A 21393-nucleotide genomic window follows, 5' to 3' on the forward strand; every position below is an offset into this window, starting at 1 on the left:
TCGCAAAAGGAGCGAAACGTCGCCATGAGCGTGAATCGGGAAAACGTGCGGGTCTATATCAGCAATATTTTGGGCGGCTTAAGCGAGACCGATCGCCACATCGCCGGGTTTATTCTGGGGCAGCCTGCTCAGGTGGCGCAGATGCCGGTCAGCCGACTGGCAGAGGCGATTCAGGTCAGTGAGGCAACGATCGTACGTTTTTGTAAAAGGATTGGCTATGGCGGCCTGCTGGATCTAAAGGCGGCGCTGAAGCGCGAGCTGCTTGAGGAGAGCGAGCAGCCTCTGCCGGTGTCGCCGGATATTTTCCTGGACGATTCACGCAACGAGGTGGCGCAGAAAATTGCGTTGACGCTGGATACCACGGTGAAAGAGACCATCGGTCTGCTTGATATGAAGGTGGTGCATCCGGTCGTCGATCGTTTTCTGACGGCCAGCCGGGTGCTGTTTGTGGGGTTTGGTGCATCGGGTCTGTCCGCCATGGAAGCCAGGGATAAAATGAACCGCCAGGGGATCGACTCGGAGGCATACACCGATCGTTTCACCATGACCCTGAAGCTTGCCAACCTCAAGCCGGAAGATCTGGTTGTGGCCTTTTCTCACTCGGGCGAAACGCCGGAGGTGGTCAACGCTTTCCGACTCGCGCGAAAGGCCGGGGCGCACTGCCTGGCGATTACCCATAACCTTCAGTCGCCGCTCATCGAGCTTGCCGACACCTGGCTGTTAACCTGCGGCAGCGCAGGGCCGTTTCAGGGCGACTCCATCGCCACGCGGCTTTCTCAGCTTTTTATTATCGAATTCCTTTGTACCGAAATCACCCGGCACAACCTGCGCGACAGCGCTTCAACCGGGCTTTCCATAAAGGAACTGTTGATTAAGGAAAGAATCAAACGTGAGTCTTCAGGAGAATAATTCGTCTGTTCCTCCACGTCCGCGGGGGAAATGGTGGCTGGCGGGCAAAACGCCAGACTACCGTTTTACGTTGGCAAATGAGCGTACCTTTCTGGCGTGGATCCGCACCGCGCTGGCCCTGATGGCGGGAGCGGTGGGGATAGAACAATTCTCACCTCAGCTCTCCTCCGTTGGGCTGCGCACGACGCTTACGGCGCTGCTGCTGAGCGCCGCCTCTGCGCTGGGTATCATTGCCTGGCGGCGCTGGCGTCACAATGAATACGCGATGCGCCTGGGGAGCGATCTACCCTATACGCGAGGGTTACTCCTGCTGGGGGGATTTATCATGGTGTTGGCAGTCTTGCTTGCGGTTATGCTCTGGCAGGCTTCGCAGTGAACCGCGATCCGGGGCGACAGCCGGAGCGAACGCTGCTGGCCTGGCGTCGTACCGGATGGGCGACGCTGGTCCCGGCTCTTCTCTGTCTGCGTCGCTGGCTGCACGGCGGCGAACCGCTGTACGCGGTGAGTGCGTTCCTGCTGCTGACGCTCGGGGTGGCCATGCTGTGCGGCCTGCTGCGCAGGCAGAGCGTTGTTTCACTGCTGATCGCCAGCAGCGGCGTGCTGCTGCTGGTTGGAATAGTGGTACGCTTATAGCCCGGCGACACCCTCGCGCCGGGCGGTTCCCTGTTAAATCACACCCTGCCCAATCATCGCATCCGCCACCTTCACGAACCCGGCGATATTCGCGCCGCGCACGTAGTTGGTCTGTGACGCTTCACCGCCGTACTCCACGCAGGCGTGGTGAATATCGAGCATGATGTGGTGCAGACGGGCATCCACTTTCTCCGCCTTCCAGCCGAGACGCGCGGCGTTTTGCGCCATCTCCAGGCCGGACGTCGCCACGCCGCCCGCGTTCGCCGCCTTGCCCGGCGCAAACAGCACGCCCGCCTCCAGGAACAGATCCGTCGCCTCGATAGTGGTCGGCATATTCGCCCCTTCGGCTACCGCCTTAACGCCGTTAGTAATCAGCGTGCGCGCGGCGTCTGCGTCCAGTTCGTTTTGCGTGGCGCACGGCAGGGCGATATCCACCGGCACGCCCCACGGCTGTTTGCCTTCCAGATACGTCAGGCCAAACTCTGCGGCGTAATCGGCAAGTCGGCCATCGCGGCTGGCTTTGATTTCGCACAGGCGCGCCAGCTTCTCAGCCGTAAAGCCCGCTTCGTCCACCACCGTGCCTTTAGAGTCAGAGGCGGTCACCACGCGGGCGCCAAACTGCATCGCTTTTTCGATAGCGTACTGCGCCACGTTACCGGAGCCGGAGACCGCCACGCGCATCCCTTCGAAACCTAAGCCGTGACGCTTGAGCATTGCCTCGGTGAAGTAAACCAGGCCGTAGCCGGTCGCCTCAGGGCGGATCAGGCTGCCGCCAAACGATAATCCTTTACCGGTAAAGACGCAGGCGCTGTTGTTGGAGAGTTTTTTCATCATCCCGGCCATGAAGCCCACTTCGCGGGCTCCCACGCCGATATCTCCCGCCGGTACGTCGGTGTCCGGGCCGAGATGGCGGTAGAGCTCGGTCATCAGCGCCTGACAGAAACGCATCACTTCGCCTTCGCTTTTGCCTTTTGGATCGAAATCACTCCCGCCTTTACCGCCGCCCATTGGCAGGGTGGTGAGCGCGTTTTTAAACGTCTGCTCAAAGCCGAGAAATTTCAGTATCGACAGGTTAACGGAAGGGTGGAAGCGCATGCCGCCCTTAAACGGACCGATGGCGGAGTTAAACTGCACGCGCCAGGCGCGGTTGACCTGCACCTGGTTGCGGTCATCCACCCAGGTCACGCGGAACTGGATCACGCGTTCTGGTTCAACCAGACGTTCCAGCAGCGATAGTTGACGATAGCGCGGGTTTTCTTCAAGGAACGGCCAGAGGGTGGTCATTACTTCACGAACGGCCTGAGCAAACTCGCTTTGGTGCGGGTCGCGCTGCTGAACATGGGCAAGGAAATTTTCCAGAGAGCGTGTCTGATCCATAGATATAAGAACCTCTTATAGTAATTTATGTATGTTGCTTATGCGATTTGTGTTGTTTTTTTGACTATACCACCCGTACCGCTTTGTGAAGCAAGCGGAAATGTTTGCCGAAAGGGAAATTAATGACCCGGGCCGCGTCATAACAAAAAGCGATGACGCGCTAAATTAAAGATTCTCTCCGATTTACCGTTATAGTCATTATCAGGACACAACAGGAAGAGAAGTCTATGAACCGTTACGTGATGGCCGCGTTATCATTAATGTTGACCGCAGGCGCGCAGGCTGACCGCATTCGCCCGGACGTAGAAGTGAATGTGCCGCCGGAGGTGTTTAGCTCCAGCGGCCAGCGCGCGCAGCCGTGTAACCAGTGCTGCATCTACCAGGATCAAAACTATTCTGAAGGGGCCGTCGTGAAGGCGGATGGCGTGTTGCTCCAGTGCCAGCGCGATGAACGTACCATCAGCACGAATCCGCTGGTCTGGCGTCGCGTAAAAGAATAAACGCCTCCAGCAGCGGAATGTCCGCCGGGGCTAAGCTGTAGCCGAACGCCTCTTCCGGCGTACACCACACCAGCGCGCTGTGATAGTGCGCCGTTAACTCTCCGCTGAAGCGGGGTACGTGCCAGGCGTGCAGGTTGATTAACCGCTGTGATACTTCGCGCTGATGGCTCGCCACGTACTGCTCAGGCTGCGCCTCAATGCCTAACTCTTCACGCAGCTCGCGGATAAGCGCCTCAGGATGGGTTTCTCCGGCCTCCACTTTGCCGCCAGCGAACTCCCACATTCCCGGCTGGTCGGCGTGAGCAGGGCGCTGCGCCAGTAAAATTTTGTCGTCTTTTTCGATGATGGCCGCAACGACATCGACTGTTTTTAGCATGGTCGTCAATAATTGATAGCGAAAAACGCCATATTATCGTGCCCTTTCAAAGAGTCCAGCCATCAGGAGAATCAGGTGAAAGAGACGTCCACCTGGGTAGATCCCATCCCAACCCTTCCGGCGAGCGTAAAACCCATTGCCGCCGTGCAGCAAAAAAACTTCGGCGCCGTGCTGAACCCCACGCGCTGGTGGGGACGCATGCCGCGTCTGTTCTGGCTGGTCGCCTTGTTTGTGGGGTTTCTGGAGCGCAGAAAAGCGCGCCTGACGCCCGTGCTGCGCTCGCTGCTCATGACGCGCGTATCGCAGCTGTGCCACTGTGCGTTCTGCATTGATGCCAACAGCCTGCGCCTGGCCGAGCGCTGCGGCGCGCTGGATAAAGTCCAGGCCGTGAGCGGCTGGGCAGATTCTGACTTGTTCAGTGAACAGGAGCGCGCGGCGCTGGCCTATGCGGAGGCCGTGACCGCCACGCCGCCACGGGTGGATGAGGCAGTCAAAACGGCGATGAAACGCCACTTTACGGATGATGCCATCACTGAAATGACGGCGCTCATTGCCTTTCAGAATCTCTCGGCCCGGTTTAATGCCGCGCTGGATATTCCGGCGCAGGGGCTGTGCGCCACGTTTAAAGGGAAGCCTGATGCTTGACCGTCACCTGCACCCGCGGGTAAAGCCCGCGCTGAACCGTCTGGTTTCCGTGCTGGATAAGCCGGGCATTACGCCTGACGGGCTAACCCTTGCCGGGTTTGCCATCGGCCTGCTGGCGCTGCCGTTTCTGGCCCTCGGCTGGTATCCGGCGGCGCTGGTTGCCATCGTCCTGAACCGCCTGCTGGATGGTCTGGACGGCGCGCTGGCGCGCCGGAGAGGGCTGACGGATTCGGGAGGGTTTCTGGATATCGCCCTCGATTTTCTGTTCTACGCGCTGGTGCCGTTTGGCTTTGCGCTGGCTGCACCGGCCGAGAATGCGCTGGCGGCCGCCTGGCTGTTGTTCGCGTTTATCGGCACCGGCAGCAGTTTTCTCGCCTTTGCCGCGCTGGCGGCGAAGCACAATATCGACAACCCCGGCTATGCGCACAAGTCGTTTTACTATCTCGGCGGGTTAACGGAAGGGACGGAGACCATCGCGCTGTTCGTGCTGTGCTGCCTGTTTCCGGCGCACTTTACGCTGTTCGCGTGGATATTCGGCGCGCTGTGCTGGCTGACCACCACAACGCGCATCTGGAGCGGCTACGTGACGCTGAAGTCACTCACCCGTTAGAGAGCGCTCTCTGGCCCGCGCTCTCCGGCGGTGACCGGGTTCTGCGGGTGGCTGCTCCATTCATACCAGCCGCCGTCATAGACGGCGACGTGCTTCCAGCCCATCGCCCGGGCGTACATAAAGGTTTCTGACGCTCGCCAGCCGGTGCCGCAGTAAAACGCGACGTGCTGGTCCGGCAGGATATTCCAGCTTTTCCACTGGGCGGCGATATCGTCCGCGCTGCGCATGGTGCCATCCGGGTTATGGAAGTCTTCCATGTGGGTGGCATCGCTGCCCGCATGGCCCCAGCGGGCGCCGGCAATTTCACCTTTTGGCTTGATGTAGCTGTAGCCGCTGGTTTCGCCGATAAACTCCGGCCATGAACGAATACTGACCAGGGAGGCATCCTGACGGTGCAGCATGCCGCGCGCCTGCTCCATATCCACCATCAGCTGCGGCTGGCCGGGGATCGGCGCGCCAAAATCAGGGGCAGGCGCCACTTTGCCGGGCGTGCCGCGCTCAACCGGCAGACCGGCATCTGACCACGCCTTCCAGCCGCCATCGAGAAGGCGCACATCCTTCACGCCCGCGTAGAGCATAATCTGCGCCACGCGCGCGGCGGCGTAAACGTCACGGCCATACAGAATGACGGTGGTATCGTGACGGATCCCGTGCTTCGCCAGCATTGATTTCAGCCTGTCGTCGGAGACTTTGTTCCACAGCGGCACGCTTTCCACCTCGTTGGTGTCGATGTAGCCCGCGCCGGGAATGTGGTTAAGCAGGTAAAACTTCGGCGCGCCCCAGGCCGCTTCTATGACTTTCCATTCGCCCGCCGGCGCGGCGGTCACCGGTTTGCCCTGCTGGAGCTGGTGGATCCACTGGGGGTAGACGAGCTGTTCAAAGTGCGCCAGACGCTGCAGGCGGTCGGGCGCCTGGAGGGCATCGCTGAGGAACGAAACATGGCGGTATCCGGCTTTCTCCAGGCGGGCTTTCACCGCCTGAGTGGCGCCGTCGTCGCCGTACAGCGCGATGGTCGTTGCCGGCGTCAGCTGATGCTGTCTGGCCCAAAGCGCAATCTGCTCGTCGCTCATTGCGTTAAGCCAGACGGCTGCCAGGTTGAGCGCTGCGGGTTCGTGCCCGGAAGGACCGCTGAGGGTCTGCGGCCAGCCGTTATAGAAGGCGCTGGGGCGGGTGTCGATTGCCGCGCCGTGCTGCGCCTGAAGCTGAGACAGCGTCATCGCGTTGGCCATATCAGCTGCCAGAGAGGAAAAAGAGGCGAGGCCGCAGATCAGGGCCAGCGCGGTCAGTTGAGAAACACGTTTCATCGAATAACCTGACGTCAGTAATAGAGGGGGGCATTGTCGTCTCTCCCGAAACGGAAAACATTGCGTTAGCACATTATTGCCAGCGAGAAATCTCCATCACCTCGCCGCCGGGTGGAATGTCGTCCTCGTCATGGGTGACCAGCACCACCGGAATATTGCGCGCGCGGACGGCGTCAAATACCCATGCCCGAAACGACGTGCGTAACGCTTTATCAAGGCGGCTGAACGGTTCGTCCAGCAGCAGCGCCTGCGGCTCTGCGAGCAGGGCGCGCAGCAGGCTAACCCGGGCGCGCTCTCCGCCGGAAAGCGTGGCCGGATCGCTGGCGTAATGACCGCCAAGCCCGGCGGAGTCCAGCGCCTGCTCAACCGCTTCCCGACGCGCGCGTCCCGCGATCCGCTCAGGCAAGGCCAGCAGCAAATTTTGCCCAACGCTGAAAGGTTCAAACAGCAGCGCGTCCTGAAAAAGAATCCCCAGGCCGCGGGATTCGACGGGCAAACTGTCGCAGCGGCGTTCGTCGAGCCACAGTTCGCCCCGCGCGTGAAAATTATCTGACAGCGCGCCGACCATCCAGGCAAAGAGGATCGATTTGCCGCTGCCGGACGGCCCCATCAGGGTGACAATCTCCCCGCGGGGTACGCAAAAATTGACCTCGCGGAAAAGCGGTTCGATGGTGAGATCGTTGACCTTAAGCATTAACGTAATCCTTGACGGTAGCGGCCCGCGAGCCGGGATAACAGTGCGGCAAGACCGAATACGACGCCCGTGACCAGCAGTAATCCCAGGGCGCGGTTAGCGAGAACCGGGATGCTGCCCCCGCTGCTGAGCGCGACGGTCTCGGTGGTCAGCGTGGCGAAACGCCCCGCGCCCAGCCACAGGGTCGGCATATATTGCGCCATGCTGACGGAAAAGCCTGCGGCAAAGGCCAGCAGTGCAGGACGCACCAGCAGGGGACATTTCAGCAGGCAGAAAATTTTTGCCCGCCGCCAGCCGAGCGTTCTGGCGGTAAGGATAAGCCGGGGATCGATCCGCCGCCACGCGGGCTGGAGCACCAGCAGCATCCACGGCAGTACCCACAGCAGATGGCTCCAGAGGACGGCGATAAAGCCTCCGTCGAGTTCCAGATGCAAAGCAATTGCGTATTGCCCGGTCACGAGCGGCAGTGCCGGAAGGGCGAGCGGTAGCCACACCCACGCCGCGCCGCGCTGCGGCCCCCATTCCAGCCAGAGAAAAATGACGATGAGGGCGATAAGGCTCGAAAGCAGACCGAAGGAGAGGCTGGTGCCCACGGGACCCACGTCGTCCCGTTGCGCCAGCATCAACAGCACGGCGGCGCAAAGGAGGCCGCATGCGGGCAGAAACCCGCTGAATGCGCGCTCTGGCAGCGCGATATGCAACCTGCGGCGCGTCCCGCTCAGGTCCGGAATCGCGCGACGCCAGACCTTCCACAGGCCGTACCCCAGCGCGGCAAGCATGGCCAGTAAAAGAAGGAGCAGCAGGCACAGCAGCGTCCCTTTTACCTGCTGCTGCGCGTCGCCCTGGCTCAGCCACTGCCAGGCCAGCACTGCCAGCGTGGGCGGGTTGCCGGGACCGAGAACGATCGCCACGTCCACAACCGACAGCGACCACGCCAGCACCGCCAGCATCACCGCCCCGAGGACGGGCGCGATCGCCGGAAGGATAAGCCAGCTGAGCGTCTGAAAACGCCCGTAGCCGAAGGTTTGCAGGACGATCTTCTGCTGCGCGAGCCCTTTTTCCGGCAGCACGGCGTAAATAGCCCACAGCACAAACGCGCTCTCTTTGACCGCGAGCGTCAGGCCCAGCCCAACGCCGTAGCGGTCAAAAGGCGGCGAACAGGCGGTACAAACCTGATAAAACAGTCCGCCCTCGGCAAACAGCAGCAGCGCGCTGGTGGCGAAGGCTACGTGGGGGATCGCCAGCAGCCACGGCAGGCGCGTGCTAAGGCGCCGCCAGCGGGTACCGGGCCAGAAAAGAGCCACGAGGGAAAGGGCGATAAGCAGGGCTCCCAGCGTGGCGATAAGCGTTGAGACCAGCGTGGCAACGGCTGCCTGCGGCAGCTGAGGATCGTTCAGCAGCCGCTGCCAGTTCGTCACGGAAAAGGCCGGCGCGAACAGCACGGTGCCAGCGGGCAGGATCGGCAGATAAATCACCGCCATCGCCAGCCAGACAAGCCAGCCTAACGGGTGCCGTAACGACGCAGCCATTCCTGCTCCAGCGCGTTCACCCACGCGGACTGCGGCTCCGGGAGCATCTTCGGCAGCCCCTGCGGCGTATGGGCCTGCAGCTGTTTCGCTTCACCTTCGGGCAGCGTTTTCGCATCCAGCACGCTCGGGTCTCCCCACACGGCCGGGTTGGCCTTGCGGATCTGCGCCTGCGGCGACAGCAGGAAATTGGCGACCACTTTCGCCCCCGCGCTCGCGCTGGCATTGGCCGGAACAGCCACAAAATGCACGTTGCCGAGCATCCCGTCGCGAAAACCAAAGCTGTAGCTGTCGGCAGGCAGTTCGCCGCTCGCCACTTTTTGCTGCGCATGCGCCGGGTTAAAGGTCAGCGACAGGTTCAGACTGCCGCTGGCGAGCAGGGCATCCATTCGGGCGGGCGAAGGAGGGAAGTCTTTCCCTTCACGCCACAGCAGCGGGTGCAGTTTATCGAGGTAGGTCCAGAGCGGCGCCGTAACCTGGGCAAACGTATCATCAGGCGCTTTTTGTAACGCCTCGGGATGCGCCGTAAGCGTCAGCAGCAGCTGCTCCAGAAAGGCCGTGCCGGTAAAATCGGGCGGGCGAGGATAGCTGACCTTGCCCGGATGCTGCTGCGCGTACGCCAGCAGCGCCTGCGGATCCTTCGGCGGCGTCGGCATGCTGGCTTTGCGGGCGATAAAGGTCAGCTGCGCGCCGCCCCACGGCGATTCCGCGCCGTCCGTGGGAATGGCAAAATCTTCCGTGACGGGTTTACGGGTATCGACATAGCGCCAGTTGGGCAGGCTCTGTGCCCACCCGGTTTGCAGCAGGTTCGCCTCTTTGAGGGTGCGGAAGTTCTCGCCGTTCACCCACAGGAGGTCGACCGAGCCGTTGGTCTTACGCCCTGCGGCGGCTTCCGTCTGAATACGTTTGACCGCATCGGCGGCATCCGCCAGCGGGACGATTTTTAGGGTGATGGCATAGTGCGTTTGCATCTCACCGCTAACCCACTCAAGGTAGCGGTTGACCGCCGGATCGCCGCCCCAGGCGTTAAACCAGACGGTTTGTCCTTTGGCCTGCTGTTGAATAGCGTACCAGCCGTCGGCGGCATAGAGGGGGGCTGCCAGCAGCAGACCGGTCAGAAACGTGCAAAAACGCACACGGCGCATAATGCCTCACTTTTTAGCAGAAGGGAGATAACGGGAAAACAGCCGGCGCGTAACCAGCGGTAATAACCCTAGTAGTGTAAAGGCGAATACCACGCCCGGCGACAAAATATCGCGCAGCGATGCCACTTTTCCCAGCTCCCGCCCGGCGTTCAGAAAGATAACCGTCGCGGGCAGCATGGCGAGCTGGCTGACCCACCAGTAGCGCCGCACCGTGATGCGGGTCAGCCCCATCAGTAAATTCACCAGGAAAAACGGGAACAGCGGCACCAGGCGCAGGGCAAAAAGATAGCCCGCGCCGTCGCGCGCCATGCCGGCGTTCACCGTTGTCATCTGCCGGGCAAACCGCCGCTGCACCCAGTCGCGCAGCAGGTAACGGCTGGCGAGCATCGCCAGCGTGGCACCGAGCGTGGAGGCAAACGAAACCAGCACGGTGCCTTCCCACAGGGCAAAAAGCGCCCCGCCCAGCAGGGTCAGAGCCGCAGCTCCGGGTATCGACAGGGCGGAAACCGCCACGTAAAGCGCAAAGAAGATCAACGCGCTACGCAGCGGCGCGCGGTCGACATAGGTGATTAGGGTCTGCTGGTGCGTTTTAACTCCAGCCAGAGAGAGCGTGTCAGGCGGCAGAATGAAAAATGTCATAAGAAATGCGCCCAGAAGGGCGCACAGGAAGAGTGTTTTTCGCATGTTCACGCGCGATTACAGCTTGAATTTAGCCCATACCGGCGCGTGGTCCGACGGTTTTTCCATGCTGCGGATGTCATAGTCAATTCCGGTTTCGATGCAGCGCTCCGCCAGCGGCGTGCTCGCCAGCAGCAGATCGATACGCAGGCCGCGGTTGTCGTCAAAGCCCTTCGAGCGGTAGTCAAACCACGAAAAGCGATCCTGCGTTTCCGGGTTGGCATTGCGGAAGGTATCCACCAGGCCCCAGCCCAGCAGACGCTCCATCCACTCACGCTCTTCCGGCAGGAAGGAGCATTTGCCGGTGCGCAGCCAGCGCTTGCGGTTCTCTTCGCCGATGCCGATATCCAGATCCGTCGGGCTGATGTTCATATCGCCCATGATCAGCACCGGATTCTCTTTTTTCAGTTCGGTTGTCAGGTAATTCTGCAGATCCTGATAAAACTTCGCTTTGGCCGGGAATTTTGTCTCGTGATCGCGGCTCTCGCCCTGCGGGAAATAGCCGTTAATGACCGTAATATTCCCGAGCGCGGAAGGCACTTCCGCCATGATGATGCGGCGCTGCGCTTCTTCACCGTCGCCGGGGAAGCCGCGGCGCACGGAAACCGGCGTGTCTTTGGTGAGCAGCGCGACGCCATAGTGACCTTTCTGACCGTGGTAAAAGACGTTGTAGCCGAGTTTCGCCACCTCTTCGAGGGGAAACATGTCGTCGTGAACCTTGGTCTCCTGCAGGCCGATCACATCTGGCTGATGTTGCTCAACGATGGCTTCAAGCTGATGAGGGCGGGCGCGCAGGCCGTTGATATTAAAAGAGACAAATTTCATAGTCGCTGCCAGTGCAAGGTGAATAGTGCATGGATGGTAGCAGAATTTGCGTCAACTGTTACCGGGTTCGACCAATAACTGCGACAGATAATGCCGGTGGTGCAATATTTGCACCATTCTGACGCGCTTCGCCCTCAAACAGGGCGTAAATGGCCGATAAATTTCGCGAGCGATCACAATTCCAGAATTATATTTGGCCTCTGCATACTCTTTCTGATTTTCATGCGGCAAAGCGCCGCTTGCCGTAAAAATATTCACTTTTTATGCATCAAAAGTGAATAACTCCATATCGTAACCTATTGATATTCTGTTACCTCAACCCTTTTATGCAATTTTATCGCTGGCTGGCACGAAGGCTGCAATCTACATTCACAGTGCAAACACTCAATTATTTAACATTCAAATAACTTTTTATTTACCGGATGAGGTCGCTATGTCTCTGTCAATTACGCGTGAAAATTTCGATGAATGGATGATGCCGGTTTACGCTCCGGCGGCTTTTATTCCGGTTCGCGGGGAAGGCTCACGCCTGTGGGATCAGCAGGGTAAAGAGTATATCGACTTTGCCGGGGGGATTGCGGTGAACGCGCTGGGTCATGCCCACCCGGCGCTGCGTCAGGCGCTGAACGACCAGGCGGCGAAGTTCTGGCATACCGGCAACGGCTTTACCAACGAGCCCGCGCTGCGCCTGGCGAAAAAGCTGATTGACGCGACCTTCGCCGAAAAAGTCTTTTTCTGTAACTCCGGGGCGGAAGCCAACGAAGCGGCGCTGAAGCTGGCACGTAAATATGCCCACGATAAGTTTGGGACGCACAAGAGCGGGATTGTGGCGTTCAAAAATGCCTTCCACGGGCGCACGCTCTTTACCGTGAGCGCGGGCGGCCAGCCTTCTTATTCGCAGGATTTCGCTCCGCTGCCGCCGGATATTCGCCACGGCGTCTATAACGATCTGCAGTCCGCCAGCGAGCTGATTAACGACACCACCTGCGCGGTGATCGTCGAGCCGATGCAGGGCGAGGGCGGCGTGCTTCCGGCGCAAAAGGCATTCCTGCAGGGGCTGCGCGAGCTGTGCGACCGTCACGACGCGGTCCTGATTTTCGACGAAGTGCAGACCGGCGTGGGCCGCACAGGCGAGCTGTATGCCTATATGCACTACGGCGTGACGCCGGACGTTCTCTCTACCGCCAAAGCGCTGGGCGGCGGCTTCCCGATTGGCGCGACGCTGACCACCGAAAAATTTGCCAGCGTGATGACCGTGGGCACCCACGGCACCACCTACGGCGGCAACCCGCTGGCAACCGCCGTCGCCGGACAGGTTCTCGACATCATTAACACCCCTGAGGTGCTGAAGGGCGTTAAGCAGCGTCACGAGTGGTTCGTTGAGCGCCTGAACGCCATCAACGGCAAGCTTGGCCTGTTTAAAGAAATTCGCGGCCTGGGGCTGTTGATCGGCTGCGAACTCACCGCTGAGTTTGCCGGAAAAGCGAAGCTTATTTCACAGGAAGCGGCAAAAGCGGGCGTGATGGTGCTGATTGCCGGTGCCAACGTGGTGCGTTTTGCGCCTGCGCTGATTGTGAGTGAGGAAGAGGTGCAAACCGGTCTGGACCGTTTTGCGCTGGCGTGTGAGAAGGTGAAATCCGGGGTGTCATCATGATGGTCATCCGTCCCGTTGAGCGCGGCGATATCGCCGGGCTCATGCAGCTTGCCGGTAAGACGGGAGGCGGGCTGACCTCGCTTCCTGCCGATGAAAAAACGCTGTCGGCGCGCATTGAGCGCGCCCTGCAAACCTGGCAGGGGACGTTGCCAAAAAGCGAACAGGGTTACGTGTTCGTGCTGGAAGACACCGACACGGGAACCGTGGCCGGGATTTGCGCCATCGAAGTGGCCGTCGGGCTGAACGACCCGTGGTACAACTACCGCGTCGGCACGATGGTTCACGCCTCGAAAGAGCTGAACGTCTATAACGCGCTGCCCACGCTGTTTCTCTGTAATGACCACACGGGCGCCAGCGAGCTCTGCACGCTGTTCCTCGACCCGGCGTGGCGCAAAGAGGGCAACGGCTATCTGCTCTCAAAATCGCGCTTTATGTTTATGGCCGCCTTCCGCGATCGCTTTAACGAAAAAGTGGTGGCAGAGATGCGCGGCGTGATCGACGACAAAGGCTACTCGCCCTTCTGGGAGAGCCTGGGCGAGCGCTTCTTCTCGATGGAGTTCAGCCGGGCGGACTATCTCTGCGGTACCGGCCAGAAAGCGTTTATCGCGGAGTTGATGCCTAAACATCCTATCTATACCCATTTCTTAACGCCGGAAGCGCAGGCGGTAATTGGCGAGGTGCATCCGCAAACCGCGCCTGCCCGCGCGGTCCTGGAGAAAGAGGGCTTCCGCTACCGTAACTACGTGGACATCTTTGACGGCGGGCCGACGCTGGAGTGCGATATCGACCGCGTGCGTGCGATCCGCAAAAGCCGCCTGGTTGAGGTATCCGAAGGCCAGCCCGCGCCGGGTGACTGGCCGGCATGCCTGGTGGCGAACGAAAATTACGCCAACTTCCGCGCCATGCTGGTGCGGACCAACCCGAAATGTGAACGTTTGGTGCTGACGGCTGCAGAGCTTGATGCCCTGAAATGTAACGCCGGCGATACGGTTCGCCTGGTGCGTCTCTGCCCTGAGGAGAAAACAGCATGACATTATGGATTAACGGTGACTGGGTAACGGGCGAAGGCGAACAGCGCACAAAGACCAACCCGGTAGGAAAAGAAATTCTCTGGAAGGGAAATGACGCCAGCGCCGCGCAGGTCGAGCAGGCCTGCCGTGCCGCACGCCGCGCGTTTCCCGCGTGGGCAAAACGGCCTTTCGACGAGCGCCAGGCGCTTGTTGAAAAATTTGCCGGACTGCTGGAGGCGAATAAGGCCGAACTGACGCGCATCATCGCCTCCGAAACCAGCAAACCGCGCTGGGAAGCGGCGACCGAAGTGACGGCGATGATCAATAAAATCGGTATTTCGGTTAAGGCGTACCACGTCCGCACCGGCGAGCAGCATACCGAGATGCCGGACGGCGCGGCCACGCTGCGCCACCGTCCGCACGGCGTGCTGGCGGTGTTTGGCCCGTATAACTTCCCGGGGCATCTGCCGAACGGCCACATTGTGCCCGCGCTGCTGGCGGGCAATACCGTCATCTTCAAGCCGAGCGAGCTGACGCCGTTAACCGGCGAGGCGGTGGTGAAGCTGTGGGAGCAGGCCGGGCTGCCGCCGGGCGTGCTGAACCTCGTGCAGGGCGGTCGGGAAACCGGCCAGGCGCTGAGCGCGCTGAGCGATATCGACGGCCTGCTGTTTACCGGCAGCGCCGGAACGGGCTATCAGCTGCACCGCCAGCTGGCGGGGCAGCCGGAGAAAATTCTGGCGCTGGAGATGGGGGGCAATAACCCGCTGATTGTCGAAGATCCTGATGATATCGACGCTGCGGTGCACCTGACGATCCAGTCCGCCTTTATTACCGCCGGACAGCGCTGCACCTGCGCCCGCCGCCTGCTGGTCAAGCGCGGCGCGCAGGGTGATGCCTTCCTGAAGCGTCTGACAGAGGTGAGCGCGCGGCTGGTGCCTGGCGCGTGGGATGCCGACCCACAGCCGTTTATCGGCGGGCTGATCTCCGAGCAGGCCGCGCTGAACGTGCTCAAAGCCTGGCAAGACCATGTAGCGCGCGGGGCGAAAACCCTGCTGGAGCCGAAGCAGGTTCAGCCGGGTACCTCGCTGCTGACGCCGGGCATTCTTGAGATGAGCGGCGCGAGCAGCGTGCCGGATGAAGAGGTGTTTGGCCCGCTGCTGTGCGTGTGGCGTTACGACGATTTTGATGCGGCCATTGCGATGGCGAATAACACCCGCTACGGCCTGTCGAGCGGGCTGATATCGCCGCATCGCGAGAAGTTTGATCGGCTGCTGCTGGAAGCGCGCGCCGGTATCGTGAACTGGAATAAACCGCTGACCGGAGCCGCGAGCACCGCGCCGTTCGGCGGCGTGGGCGCCTCGGGCAACCATCGCGCCAGCGCCTGGTATGCCGCCGACTACTGCGCGTGGCCGATGGCGAGCCTGGAGACCCCGGCGCTGGCGCTGCCGGAGACGCTCAATCCGGGGCTGGATTTTAGCGAAGGGGACCGTCATGAAAGCGCGTGAAGTCAATTTTGACGGGCTGGTGGGGCTGACGCACCACTATGCCGGCCTCTCTTTTGGTAATGAAGCCTCGACGAAGCACCGCTTCCAGGTCTCCAACCCGAAGCTGGCGGCGAAGCAGGGGCTGCTAAAAATGAAGGCGCTGGCGGATGCTGGCTTCCCGCAGGCGGTGATCCCGCCGCAGGAGCGTCCGAACGTGGCGGTGCTGCGCCAGCTAGGTTTTAGCGGTACGGACGAGCAGGTCGTCGAAAAAGCGGGTACGCAGACGCCGCACCTGCTCTCTGCGGCAAGCTCTGCCTCTTCAATGTGGGTGGCAAACGCGGCCACCGTCGCCCCGTCGGCCGATACGCTGGATGGTAAAGTCCACCTGACGGTGGCGAACCTGAACAACAAATTCCACCGCGCCACCGAAGCGGAGACCACCGAGCGCGTGCTGCACGCCATTTTCCGTAATGACGCCCATTTTGAGATCCATCAGGCCCTGCCGCAGGTGGCGATGTTTGGTGACGAAGGCGCGGCCAACCATAACCGGCTGGGGGGCGATTACGGCGATCCTGCCGTGCAGCTGTTTATCTACGGGCGGGAAGAGGGCGGCCACGCCGCGCCAACCCGTTATCCAGCGCGTCAGACGCTGGCGGCCAGCCAGGCGGTTGCGCGCCTGAACCAGGTCAATCCTTCCCAGGTGATTTTTGTCCAGCAGAACCCGCACGTGATCGACCAGGGCGTGTTCCATAACGACGTGATAGCCGTCTCCAACCGCCAGGTGCTGTTCTGCCATGAGCAGGCCTTTGCCCATCAGGATAAACTGCTCGCCACGCTGCGCGAACGCGTGCCCGGCTTTATGCCGATCCAGGTGCCAACGCAGGCGGTCAGCGTGCAGGACGCGGTGGAAACGTATCTGTTCAACAGCCAGCTGCTGAGCCGCGATGACGGCAGCATGATGCTGGTGCTGCCGCAGGAGTCCCGGGACCATCAGGGCGTGTGGCGCTATCTCACCGAACTGGTGAAGGCCGATAACCCGATTGACGAGCTGCGCGTGTTTGACCTGCGCGAAAGCATGGCCAACGGCGGTGGCCCCGCCTGTCTGCGCCTGCGGGTCGTGTTAACGCCAAATGAAATGCAGGCCGTTAACCCGGCAGTCATGATGAATGAGACGCTCTTTAACACCCTGAATGACTGGGTGGACCGCTACTATCGCGACCGGTTAACGCAGGCCGATCTGGGTGACCCGCAGCTGCTGCGCGAAGGGCGCGAGGCGCTGGACGCGTTATCGTCAATCCTGCAGCTGGGCTCGGTTTACCCGTTCCAGCGCTAAAGGAGTGGATATGGAAAATTTACTGGCGCTGACCCTGGCCGATGAAACGCCGGAACAGAGTGAGGGGGAAGGCCCCTCATTCCGCTGGCGGTGGCTGGGGCGCGGGGTGCTTGAGCTGACGCCGACGGCCAGCAGCGCGTTATCGCTGCTGCTTTCCACGGGGATCCACGGGAATGAAACCGCGCCCGTTGAGATCGTCGATGGGCTGCTGCGCGCGCTGTATCGCGGCGAGATCGCCCTTGCGTGCCGCGTGCTGGTGGTGCTTGGCAACCCGCCTGCGCTGGCGCAAAACAAACGGTACCTGGTTAGCGACATTAACCGCATGTTCGGCGGCCGCTGGTCGCAGTTTCCGCAGAGTGACGAAACGGCGCGCGCGCAGTGGCTGGAGAACGTCGTGACGACGTTTTTTGCCGCGGCGGGACCGGCGCGCTGGCATCTGGATCTGCATACGGCGATCCGCGCCTCTTACCACGTGCGCTTCGGCGTTCTGCCGCAGCGCAATCAGCCGTGGGATGAAGCGTTTCTGAGCTGGCTGGGGGATGCCGGGCTGGAGGCGCTGGTGTTTCATCAGTCGCCGGGCGGAACGTTTACGCACTTTACCTGTGAAAACGTCGGGGCGCTGTCCTGTACGCTGGAGCTGGGAAAAGCGCTGCCGTTCGGACAGAACGATCTCACGCGCTTTGCGCCAACGGGTCTCGCGCTTCGGGCGCTGCTCGGTGGGACGGATCCCGAGCACGCGCATCAGCCCGTTGAGCGGTACCGGGTCGTACAGCAGATCACCCGCCGCAGCGAAGCTTTCCAGCTTCACATGGCCGCGCACACTCTGAACTTTACGCCGTTTCGCAAAGGGGCTCTGCTGGCGGAAGATGGCGAAGAGCGTTACGAGGTGCAGAAAACCACCGAATATGTGCTGTTCCCCAACCCCTCCGTGGCGTTTGGCCTGCGGGCCGGTCTGATGCTGGAAAAACTCTCCTGAACGTTTCCCCTCCCATCATCCGGGAGGGGACGTAAAAATGTTTTCTTAGCGATTAAAGCGCTCTGACTTCTTTTACGGAATATTCCTGGCGAATTGCTTTATTATTCACCTTCACTCCGTTATACTTCTGCTAAATATCTTTAAAATCATCGTTTTGAATATTTCTTGTTGCAACTCTCCACGCTTTATCCTTATTTCCTCCACATTTGGCGAAAAATTGTTTTTTACACTTTCATTGTTTTACCGTTGCTCTGACTAATTGACGATAAACCCCGTAAAGTTAATCTCGTCAACACGGCATAGCGCCGAAGAATAACTGAAAGAAAGGAAATAAATTATGCGTAAGTTTACTGCACTGTTTGTTGCTTCTACCCTGGCTCTGGGCGCTACCAGCATGGCGTTCGCCGCAGATACCGCAACCACCACTGCCGCGCCTGCTGAAGGCAAAATGATGATGCATCATAAAGGCAAGCCGGGTATGCACCACGAGATGATGATGTTTAAAGATCTGAACCTGACGGACGCGCAGAAGCAGCAGATCCGCGACATCATGAAAAGCCAGCGCGACCAGATGAAGCGTCCTCCGCTGGAAGAGCGCCGCGCAATGCATGACATCATTGCCAGCGACAGCTTCGATAAGGCGAAAGCCGAAGCGCAGATCGACAAAATGGCCGAGCAGCATAAAGCCCGCATGCTGGCCCACATGGAAACCCAGAACAAGATCTACAACATTCTCACCCCGGAACAGAAAAAACAGTTTAATGCCAATTTTGAGAAGCGTCTGACAGAACGTCCGGCGATGGAAGGTAAAATGCCAGCACCAACCGAATAATCGGTTCACTCTCTTAAGACCGCCGGGATCCTGTCCACAAAAGCGCAATCGCTGTGGACAGGACCGGCGGTTTTTCTATTCTGCCCTCTTGTCTGCCGCCGCCAGCGCGGTATTCTCCTGTAATCGCTTCAGAGAATGTTTGTAGAGTCATGGCGTTAGCATTTTTATTAACGTTCCGCTAAGGCCTGCCCGCTCTGCTGCCGATACTGTGTCTGTGAATACCTAACGATAACAAACAAGACTGCAGGGGTAGCGATACTCTTGCCCTGGCACGGGTTGTGCCATTCAGGAGTGGTGATGGAGTTCTTTGATATTCGTAAGATGCCGGTCAGCCTCTGGCGCAATGGCGCAGGCGAAACGCGAGAAATTTGCTGTATCCCTCCCGCGACGCGCGATTTTTACTGGCGTGCAAGTATCGCGACCATCGCCAGCAACGGCGAATTCTCCTCGTTTCCCGGCGTTGACCGGGTCATTACCCTGCTGGAAGGCGGGGAGGTGACGCTGGATGCCGGTCAGGCGTTCTGCCATACCCTCAAGCAGCATCAGCCATACAGTTTTGCCGGCGATCTGCCGGTGAAGGCACTGCTTTCCGACGGCAGGATGGCGATGGATTTCAACATCATGACCCGGCGCGACTGCTGTCAGGCGAAGGTGCGGGTTGCCGATCGTACCTTTACCACCTTTGGCTCGCGCGGGGGCGTGGTGTTTGTATTAAGCGGGGCGTGGCAGCTGGGTGATAAATTGCTAACGGCCGATCAGGGCGCCAGCTGGCAGGAGGGGACCCATACTCTGCGTCTGCTGGAGTCTCAGGGTACCCTGCTGTTCAGTGAAATTAACTGGCTGCCGGGTCACTGAGCGCGACGATCTCGAACTTGCCCGCTAAGACGGGCTTGCAGAGGATTTTGTAGCCGTCGTGGTCGAATCCCGCGGGGGTACGCAGCAGGGTTGCCGCGTCGCTTAAATCATCGACAGCCCCCAGCCAGAGCCAGTTGTTGACGATGTGATACTGCGTCATGGTTTCACCCACTTCTTTTAGCGCAACGGCGCCGTCCCAGGGCCAGCAGTTGACGCTGATCCCCGCCAGGCCCGCGAGGAGCCTGGCGTGATGCGCCTCTACGCTCTCTTTTCCGCAGCAGGCACCTGCGCAGCGCTTGAGCGCGGAGCGGAAGCAGGCGCGGCCCCGCGTGGTGCCCTCCAGCCCTAAAAGGCTATAGCAAAGCTGCAGCTCGTCGGCGAGCGCCTGCAGAGACTGCAGGGCGGCACGCTTGTTTGCGAACAGCCCGAAGAGGTTCGGGGCATGGGAGAAATCGACCTCGCGGGCGTAAACGACCTGCGGCTTGCCGTCGGCGATCTGCAGGGAGCAGAGCTGGCGGTTGCGGCGCAGGCGCTTATTGAAGAGCGGCTGCTGCTCTTTTATCAGCCGGGCTTCCAGCAACAGCGCGCCCATTTCTCCCGCCGTCTGGAACCAGGTAATACGGCGCGACTGGCGCAGCATGGCGGCCTCGTCCGGGGTACGCAGGTGAGATAACACCCGGCTGCGAATGTTAACGCTTTTGCCGATGTAGAGCGGCAGGGTCTCGCTTTCACCGTGAAAGATGTAAACGCCCGGCTGTTTGGGCAGCGCCTCAAGCCAGGGACGGAGATGTTCGGGATATTCATAGATAGCCGCCGCTTCAAACTCAAGACGCGGGGCGGATTGACGCCTGCTCACATACTGCTCCATATACTGTTCAGGTATACAGTGTAGCAGGTGTGCTGTGGTTAAAAAAGAGCCGGGTGGCGGTTCCCCCTCACCCTAACCCTCTCCCCACAGGGGAGAGGGGATTGTCCACTGCTCGCATAAACTTGTGGAGATGCGTTTATTTCCAAAAATCGTCAAACACCGTAATTGGCGTGTGGCGCTTGTGCTCGGTTTTCAGGTACCAGCCCTCGATAATTTTCGCGGTACCTTCATCCAGCGTTTTGCCTTCCAGATAATCATCAATGTTGTCATAGGTGACGCCAAGGGCCGCTTCATCCGGCAGGGAAGGGCGATCGTCTTCCAGATCCGCTGTTGGCGCTTTCTTGTACAGGTGCTCTGGGCAGCCCAGCGCGGCGAGCAGTTGCTTCCCCTGACGCTTGTTGAGACGGAAAATCGGGTTGATGTCGGTGCCGCCATCGCCGTATTTGGTGAAGAAACCGGTGATCGCTTCTGCCGCATGGTCGGTGCCTACCACAACGCCTTTGGTCATCCCGGCGATGCTGTACTGCGCTTTCATGCGCTCGCGCGCTTTCTCGTTGCCGCGCACAAAATCGCTTAGCTCAATGCCCGCTTCGCGCAGCGCCTGCTCGCTTGCCAGCACCGAGCCTTTGATATTGACGGTGAGCACGCGATCGGGCTGGATAAACGCGATGGCATCCTGGCAATCCTGTTCGTCCGCCTGAACGCCGTAAGGCAGACGCACGGCGATAAACTGCAGCGCGTCATCGCCCGTCTCTTCGCGAAGCTCTGAAATCGCCATCTGGCACAGTTTACCCGTCAGGGTAGAGTCCTGCCCGCCGCTGATGCCCAGCACCAGGGATTTCAGGAAAGCGTTCTTTTTTAAGTACGACTTTAAAAAATCCACGCTGCGGCGGATCTCTTCCTGTGCATCTATCGCAGGCTTAGCGCCCAGCGCCTGAATAATCTCTTGTTGCAGAGCCATCATGCCCTCCGTATGCAGAACATAAACAGAATGTGTTAACTGTTAAAACTAACCCTTTGGGCGGAAAACGACAAGGATCACAGTTTCGAGTGCGTTAATTTGCGGCGATTTAGCAGCTTATCGTTGTTTTATTAGAATTTTCCGAAATTCGTCTGGCGTAAATCACAAAGTTGAACAATAGTACTTTTTATCCCATGC

The 21393-nt window shown here is 59.9% G+C and carries 23 protein-coding genes; 13 read left to right on the forward strand and 10 right to left on the reverse strand.

What is annotated here, in order from left to right:
- Positions 1 to 24: 24 nt before the first annotated feature.
- From USG84_RS03405 to USG84_RS03415, 3 genes are read left to right on the forward strand one after another with little or no spacing between them, the layout of a single operon-like run.
- Positions 25 to 909: a MurR/RpiR family transcriptional regulator gene (locus USG84_RS03405; RefSeq protein WP_253541603.1), complete on the forward strand. Its 885-nt coding sequence runs from the start codon at positions 25 to 27 to the stop codon at positions 907 to 909.
- Complete coding sequence (locus tag USG84_RS03410; RefSeq protein ID WP_061098519.1) at positions 890 to 1285, forward strand: YidH family protein; 396 nt, start codon at positions 890 to 892, stop codon at positions 1283 to 1285. Before USG84_RS03405 ends, USG84_RS03410 begins: the two co-directional genes overlap by 20 nt.
- A complete protein-coding gene (locus USG84_RS03415) occupies positions 1282 to 1542 on the forward strand; it encodes a DUF202 domain-containing protein (RefSeq protein WP_061098518.1) in 261 nt (86 codons plus the stop codon). Before USG84_RS03410 ends, USG84_RS03415 begins: the two co-directional genes overlap by 4 nt.
- 33 nt (positions 1543 to 1575) lie before the next feature.
- Here the strand turns inward: USG84_RS03415 and gdhA are convergent, their stop codons facing one another.
- Positions 1576 to 2919 carry an NADP-specific glutamate dehydrogenase gene (gene gdhA, locus USG84_RS03420; protein ID WP_151413209.1) on the reverse strand — a complete coding sequence of 448 codons (1344 nt, stop codon included), beginning with the start codon at positions 2917 to 2919 and terminating at the stop codon, positions 1576 to 1578.
- A 227-nt stretch (positions 2920 to 3146) separates the two neighbouring features.
- Between gdhA and USG84_RS03425 the strand changes: the two genes are divergently transcribed.
- Positions 3147 to 3419, forward strand: coding sequence for a YnjH family protein (locus USG84_RS03425; RefSeq protein ID WP_028012780.1), 273 nt, complete (start codon positions 3147 to 3149; stop codon positions 3417 to 3419).
- On the opposite strand, the gene USG84_RS03430 is transcribed toward USG84_RS03425, so the two are convergent.
- Entirely contained in the window at positions 3379 to 3795 is a 417-nt protein-coding gene (locus USG84_RS03430) for a pyrimidine (deoxy)nucleoside triphosphate diphosphatase (protein ID WP_151413210.1), read from the reverse strand. The genes USG84_RS03425 and USG84_RS03430 overlap by 41 nt on opposite strands.
- Before the next feature lie 75 nt (positions 3796 to 3870).
- Here USG84_RS03430 and USG84_RS03435 point away from each other — a divergent pair, with 75 nt between their 5' ends.
- Positions 3871 to 4440: a carboxymuconolactone decarboxylase family protein gene (locus USG84_RS03435; RefSeq protein ID WP_151413211.1), complete on the forward strand. Its 570-nt coding sequence runs from the start codon at positions 3871 to 3873 to the stop codon at positions 4438 to 4440.
- Positions 4433 to 5050, forward strand: a complete 618-nt coding sequence (locus tag USG84_RS03440; RefSeq protein ID WP_151413212.1) for a CDP-alcohol phosphatidyltransferase family protein — start codon at positions 4433 to 4435, stop codon at positions 5048 to 5050. Before USG84_RS03435 ends, USG84_RS03440 begins: the two co-directional genes overlap by 8 nt.
- On the opposite strand, the gene USG84_RS03445 is transcribed toward USG84_RS03440, so the two are convergent.
- From USG84_RS03445 to xthA, 6 genes are all read right to left on the reverse strand, one after another.
- Positions 5047 to 6354: a rhodanese-like domain-containing protein gene (locus USG84_RS03445; RefSeq protein ID WP_320738159.1), complete on the reverse strand. Its 1308-nt coding sequence runs from the start codon at positions 6352 to 6354 to the stop codon at positions 5047 to 5049. The genes USG84_RS03440 and USG84_RS03445 overlap by 4 nt on opposite strands.
- Positions 6355 to 6427: 73 nt before the next feature.
- Positions 6428 to 7048, reverse strand: a complete 621-nt coding sequence (locus USG84_RS03450; protein WP_151413213.1) for an ATP-binding cassette domain-containing protein — start codon at positions 7046 to 7048, stop codon at positions 6428 to 6430.
- The gene (locus USG84_RS03455; RefSeq protein WP_253541609.1) at positions 7048 to 8577 is read right to left on the reverse strand and encodes a thiamine ABC transporter permease; all 1530 of its coding nucleotides are present in this window, start codon (positions 8575 to 8577) and stop codon (positions 7048 to 7050) included. The genes USG84_RS03450 and USG84_RS03455 overlap by 1 nt, the downstream gene beginning before the upstream one ends.
- Positions 8550 to 9710 carry an ABC transporter substrate-binding protein gene (locus USG84_RS03460; RefSeq protein ID WP_414146783.1) on the reverse strand — a complete coding sequence of 387 codons (1161 nt, stop codon included), beginning with the start codon at positions 9708 to 9710 and terminating at the stop codon, positions 8550 to 8552. The genes USG84_RS03455 and USG84_RS03460 overlap by 28 nt, the downstream gene beginning before the upstream one ends.
- A 15-nt stretch (positions 9711 to 9725) precedes the next feature.
- Positions 9726 to 10358 (reverse strand): TVP38/TMEM64 family protein, encoded by a 633-nt coding sequence (locus tag USG84_RS03465; RefSeq protein WP_414146773.1) that lies wholly within the window; start codon positions 10356 to 10358, stop codon positions 9726 to 9728.
- A gap of 57 nt (positions 10359 to 10415) precedes the next feature.
- The gene (gene xthA, locus USG84_RS03470; protein ID WP_032644863.1) at positions 10416 to 11222 is read right to left on the reverse strand and encodes an exodeoxyribonuclease III; all 807 of its coding nucleotides are present in this window, start codon (positions 11220 to 11222) and stop codon (positions 10416 to 10418) included.
- Positions 11223 to 11655: 433 nt separating this feature from the next.
- Here xthA and USG84_RS03475 point away from each other — a divergent pair, with 433 nt between their 5' ends.
- From USG84_RS03475 to ves, 7 genes are all read left to right on the forward strand, one after another.
- Positions 11656 to 12876, forward strand: coding sequence for an aspartate aminotransferase family protein (locus USG84_RS03475; RefSeq protein ID WP_061098508.1), 1221 nt, complete (start codon positions 11656 to 11658; stop codon positions 12874 to 12876).
- Entirely contained in the window at positions 12873 to 13907 is a 1035-nt protein-coding gene (gene astA / locus USG84_RS03480; protein ID WP_061098507.1) for an arginine N-succinyltransferase, read from the forward strand. Before USG84_RS03475 ends, astA begins: the two co-directional genes overlap by 4 nt.
- Complete coding sequence (astD, locus tag USG84_RS03485; RefSeq protein ID WP_320738160.1) at positions 13904 to 15391, forward strand: succinylglutamate-semialdehyde dehydrogenase; 1488 nt, start codon at positions 13904 to 13906, stop codon at positions 15389 to 15391. The genes astA and astD overlap by 4 nt, the downstream gene beginning before the upstream one ends.
- Entirely contained in the window at positions 15378 to 16703 is a 1326-nt protein-coding gene (astB, locus tag USG84_RS03490) for an N-succinylarginine dihydrolase (RefSeq protein WP_320738161.1), read from the forward strand. Before astD ends, astB begins: the two co-directional genes overlap by 14 nt.
- A gap of 10 nt (positions 16704 to 16713) precedes the next feature.
- Entirely contained in the window at positions 16714 to 17679 is a 966-nt protein-coding gene (gene astE / locus USG84_RS03495) for a succinylglutamate desuccinylase (protein ID WP_320738162.1), read from the forward strand.
- Between the two features lie 337 nt (positions 17680 to 18016).
- The gene (gene spy, locus USG84_RS03500) at positions 18017 to 18511 is read left to right on the forward strand and encodes an ATP-independent periplasmic protein-refolding chaperone Spy (protein ID WP_028012795.1); all 495 of its coding nucleotides are present in this window, start codon (positions 18017 to 18019) and stop codon (positions 18509 to 18511) included.
- A 297-nt stretch (positions 18512 to 18808) separates the two neighbouring features.
- On the forward strand, positions 18809 to 19366 hold the full coding sequence (ves, locus tag USG84_RS03505) for an environmental stress-induced protein Ves (protein ID WP_041910459.1): 558 nt from the start codon (positions 18809 to 18811) through the stop codon (positions 19364 to 19366).
- Here ves and cho read toward each other — a convergent pair.
- Positions 19344 to 20222 carry an excinuclease Cho gene (cho, locus tag USG84_RS03510; protein WP_320738163.1) on the reverse strand — a complete coding sequence of 293 codons (879 nt, stop codon included), beginning with the start codon at positions 20220 to 20222 and terminating at the stop codon, positions 19344 to 19346. The genes ves and cho overlap by 23 nt on opposite strands.
- A 148-nt stretch (positions 20223 to 20370) precedes the next feature.
- Positions 20371 to 21195 carry an ammonia-dependent NAD(+) synthetase gene (gene nadE / locus USG84_RS03515; RefSeq protein WP_266178631.1) on the reverse strand — a complete coding sequence of 275 codons (825 nt, stop codon included), beginning with the start codon at positions 21193 to 21195 and terminating at the stop codon, positions 20371 to 20373.
- Between the last annotated feature and the right edge of the window lie 198 nt (positions 21196 to 21393).

It is taken from the genome of Enterobacter sp. 168J2 (genome assembly GCF_034107265.1).
Classification (GTDB): Bacteria; Pseudomonadota; Gammaproteobacteria; order Enterobacterales; family Enterobacteriaceae; genus Enterobacter; species Enterobacter nematophilus.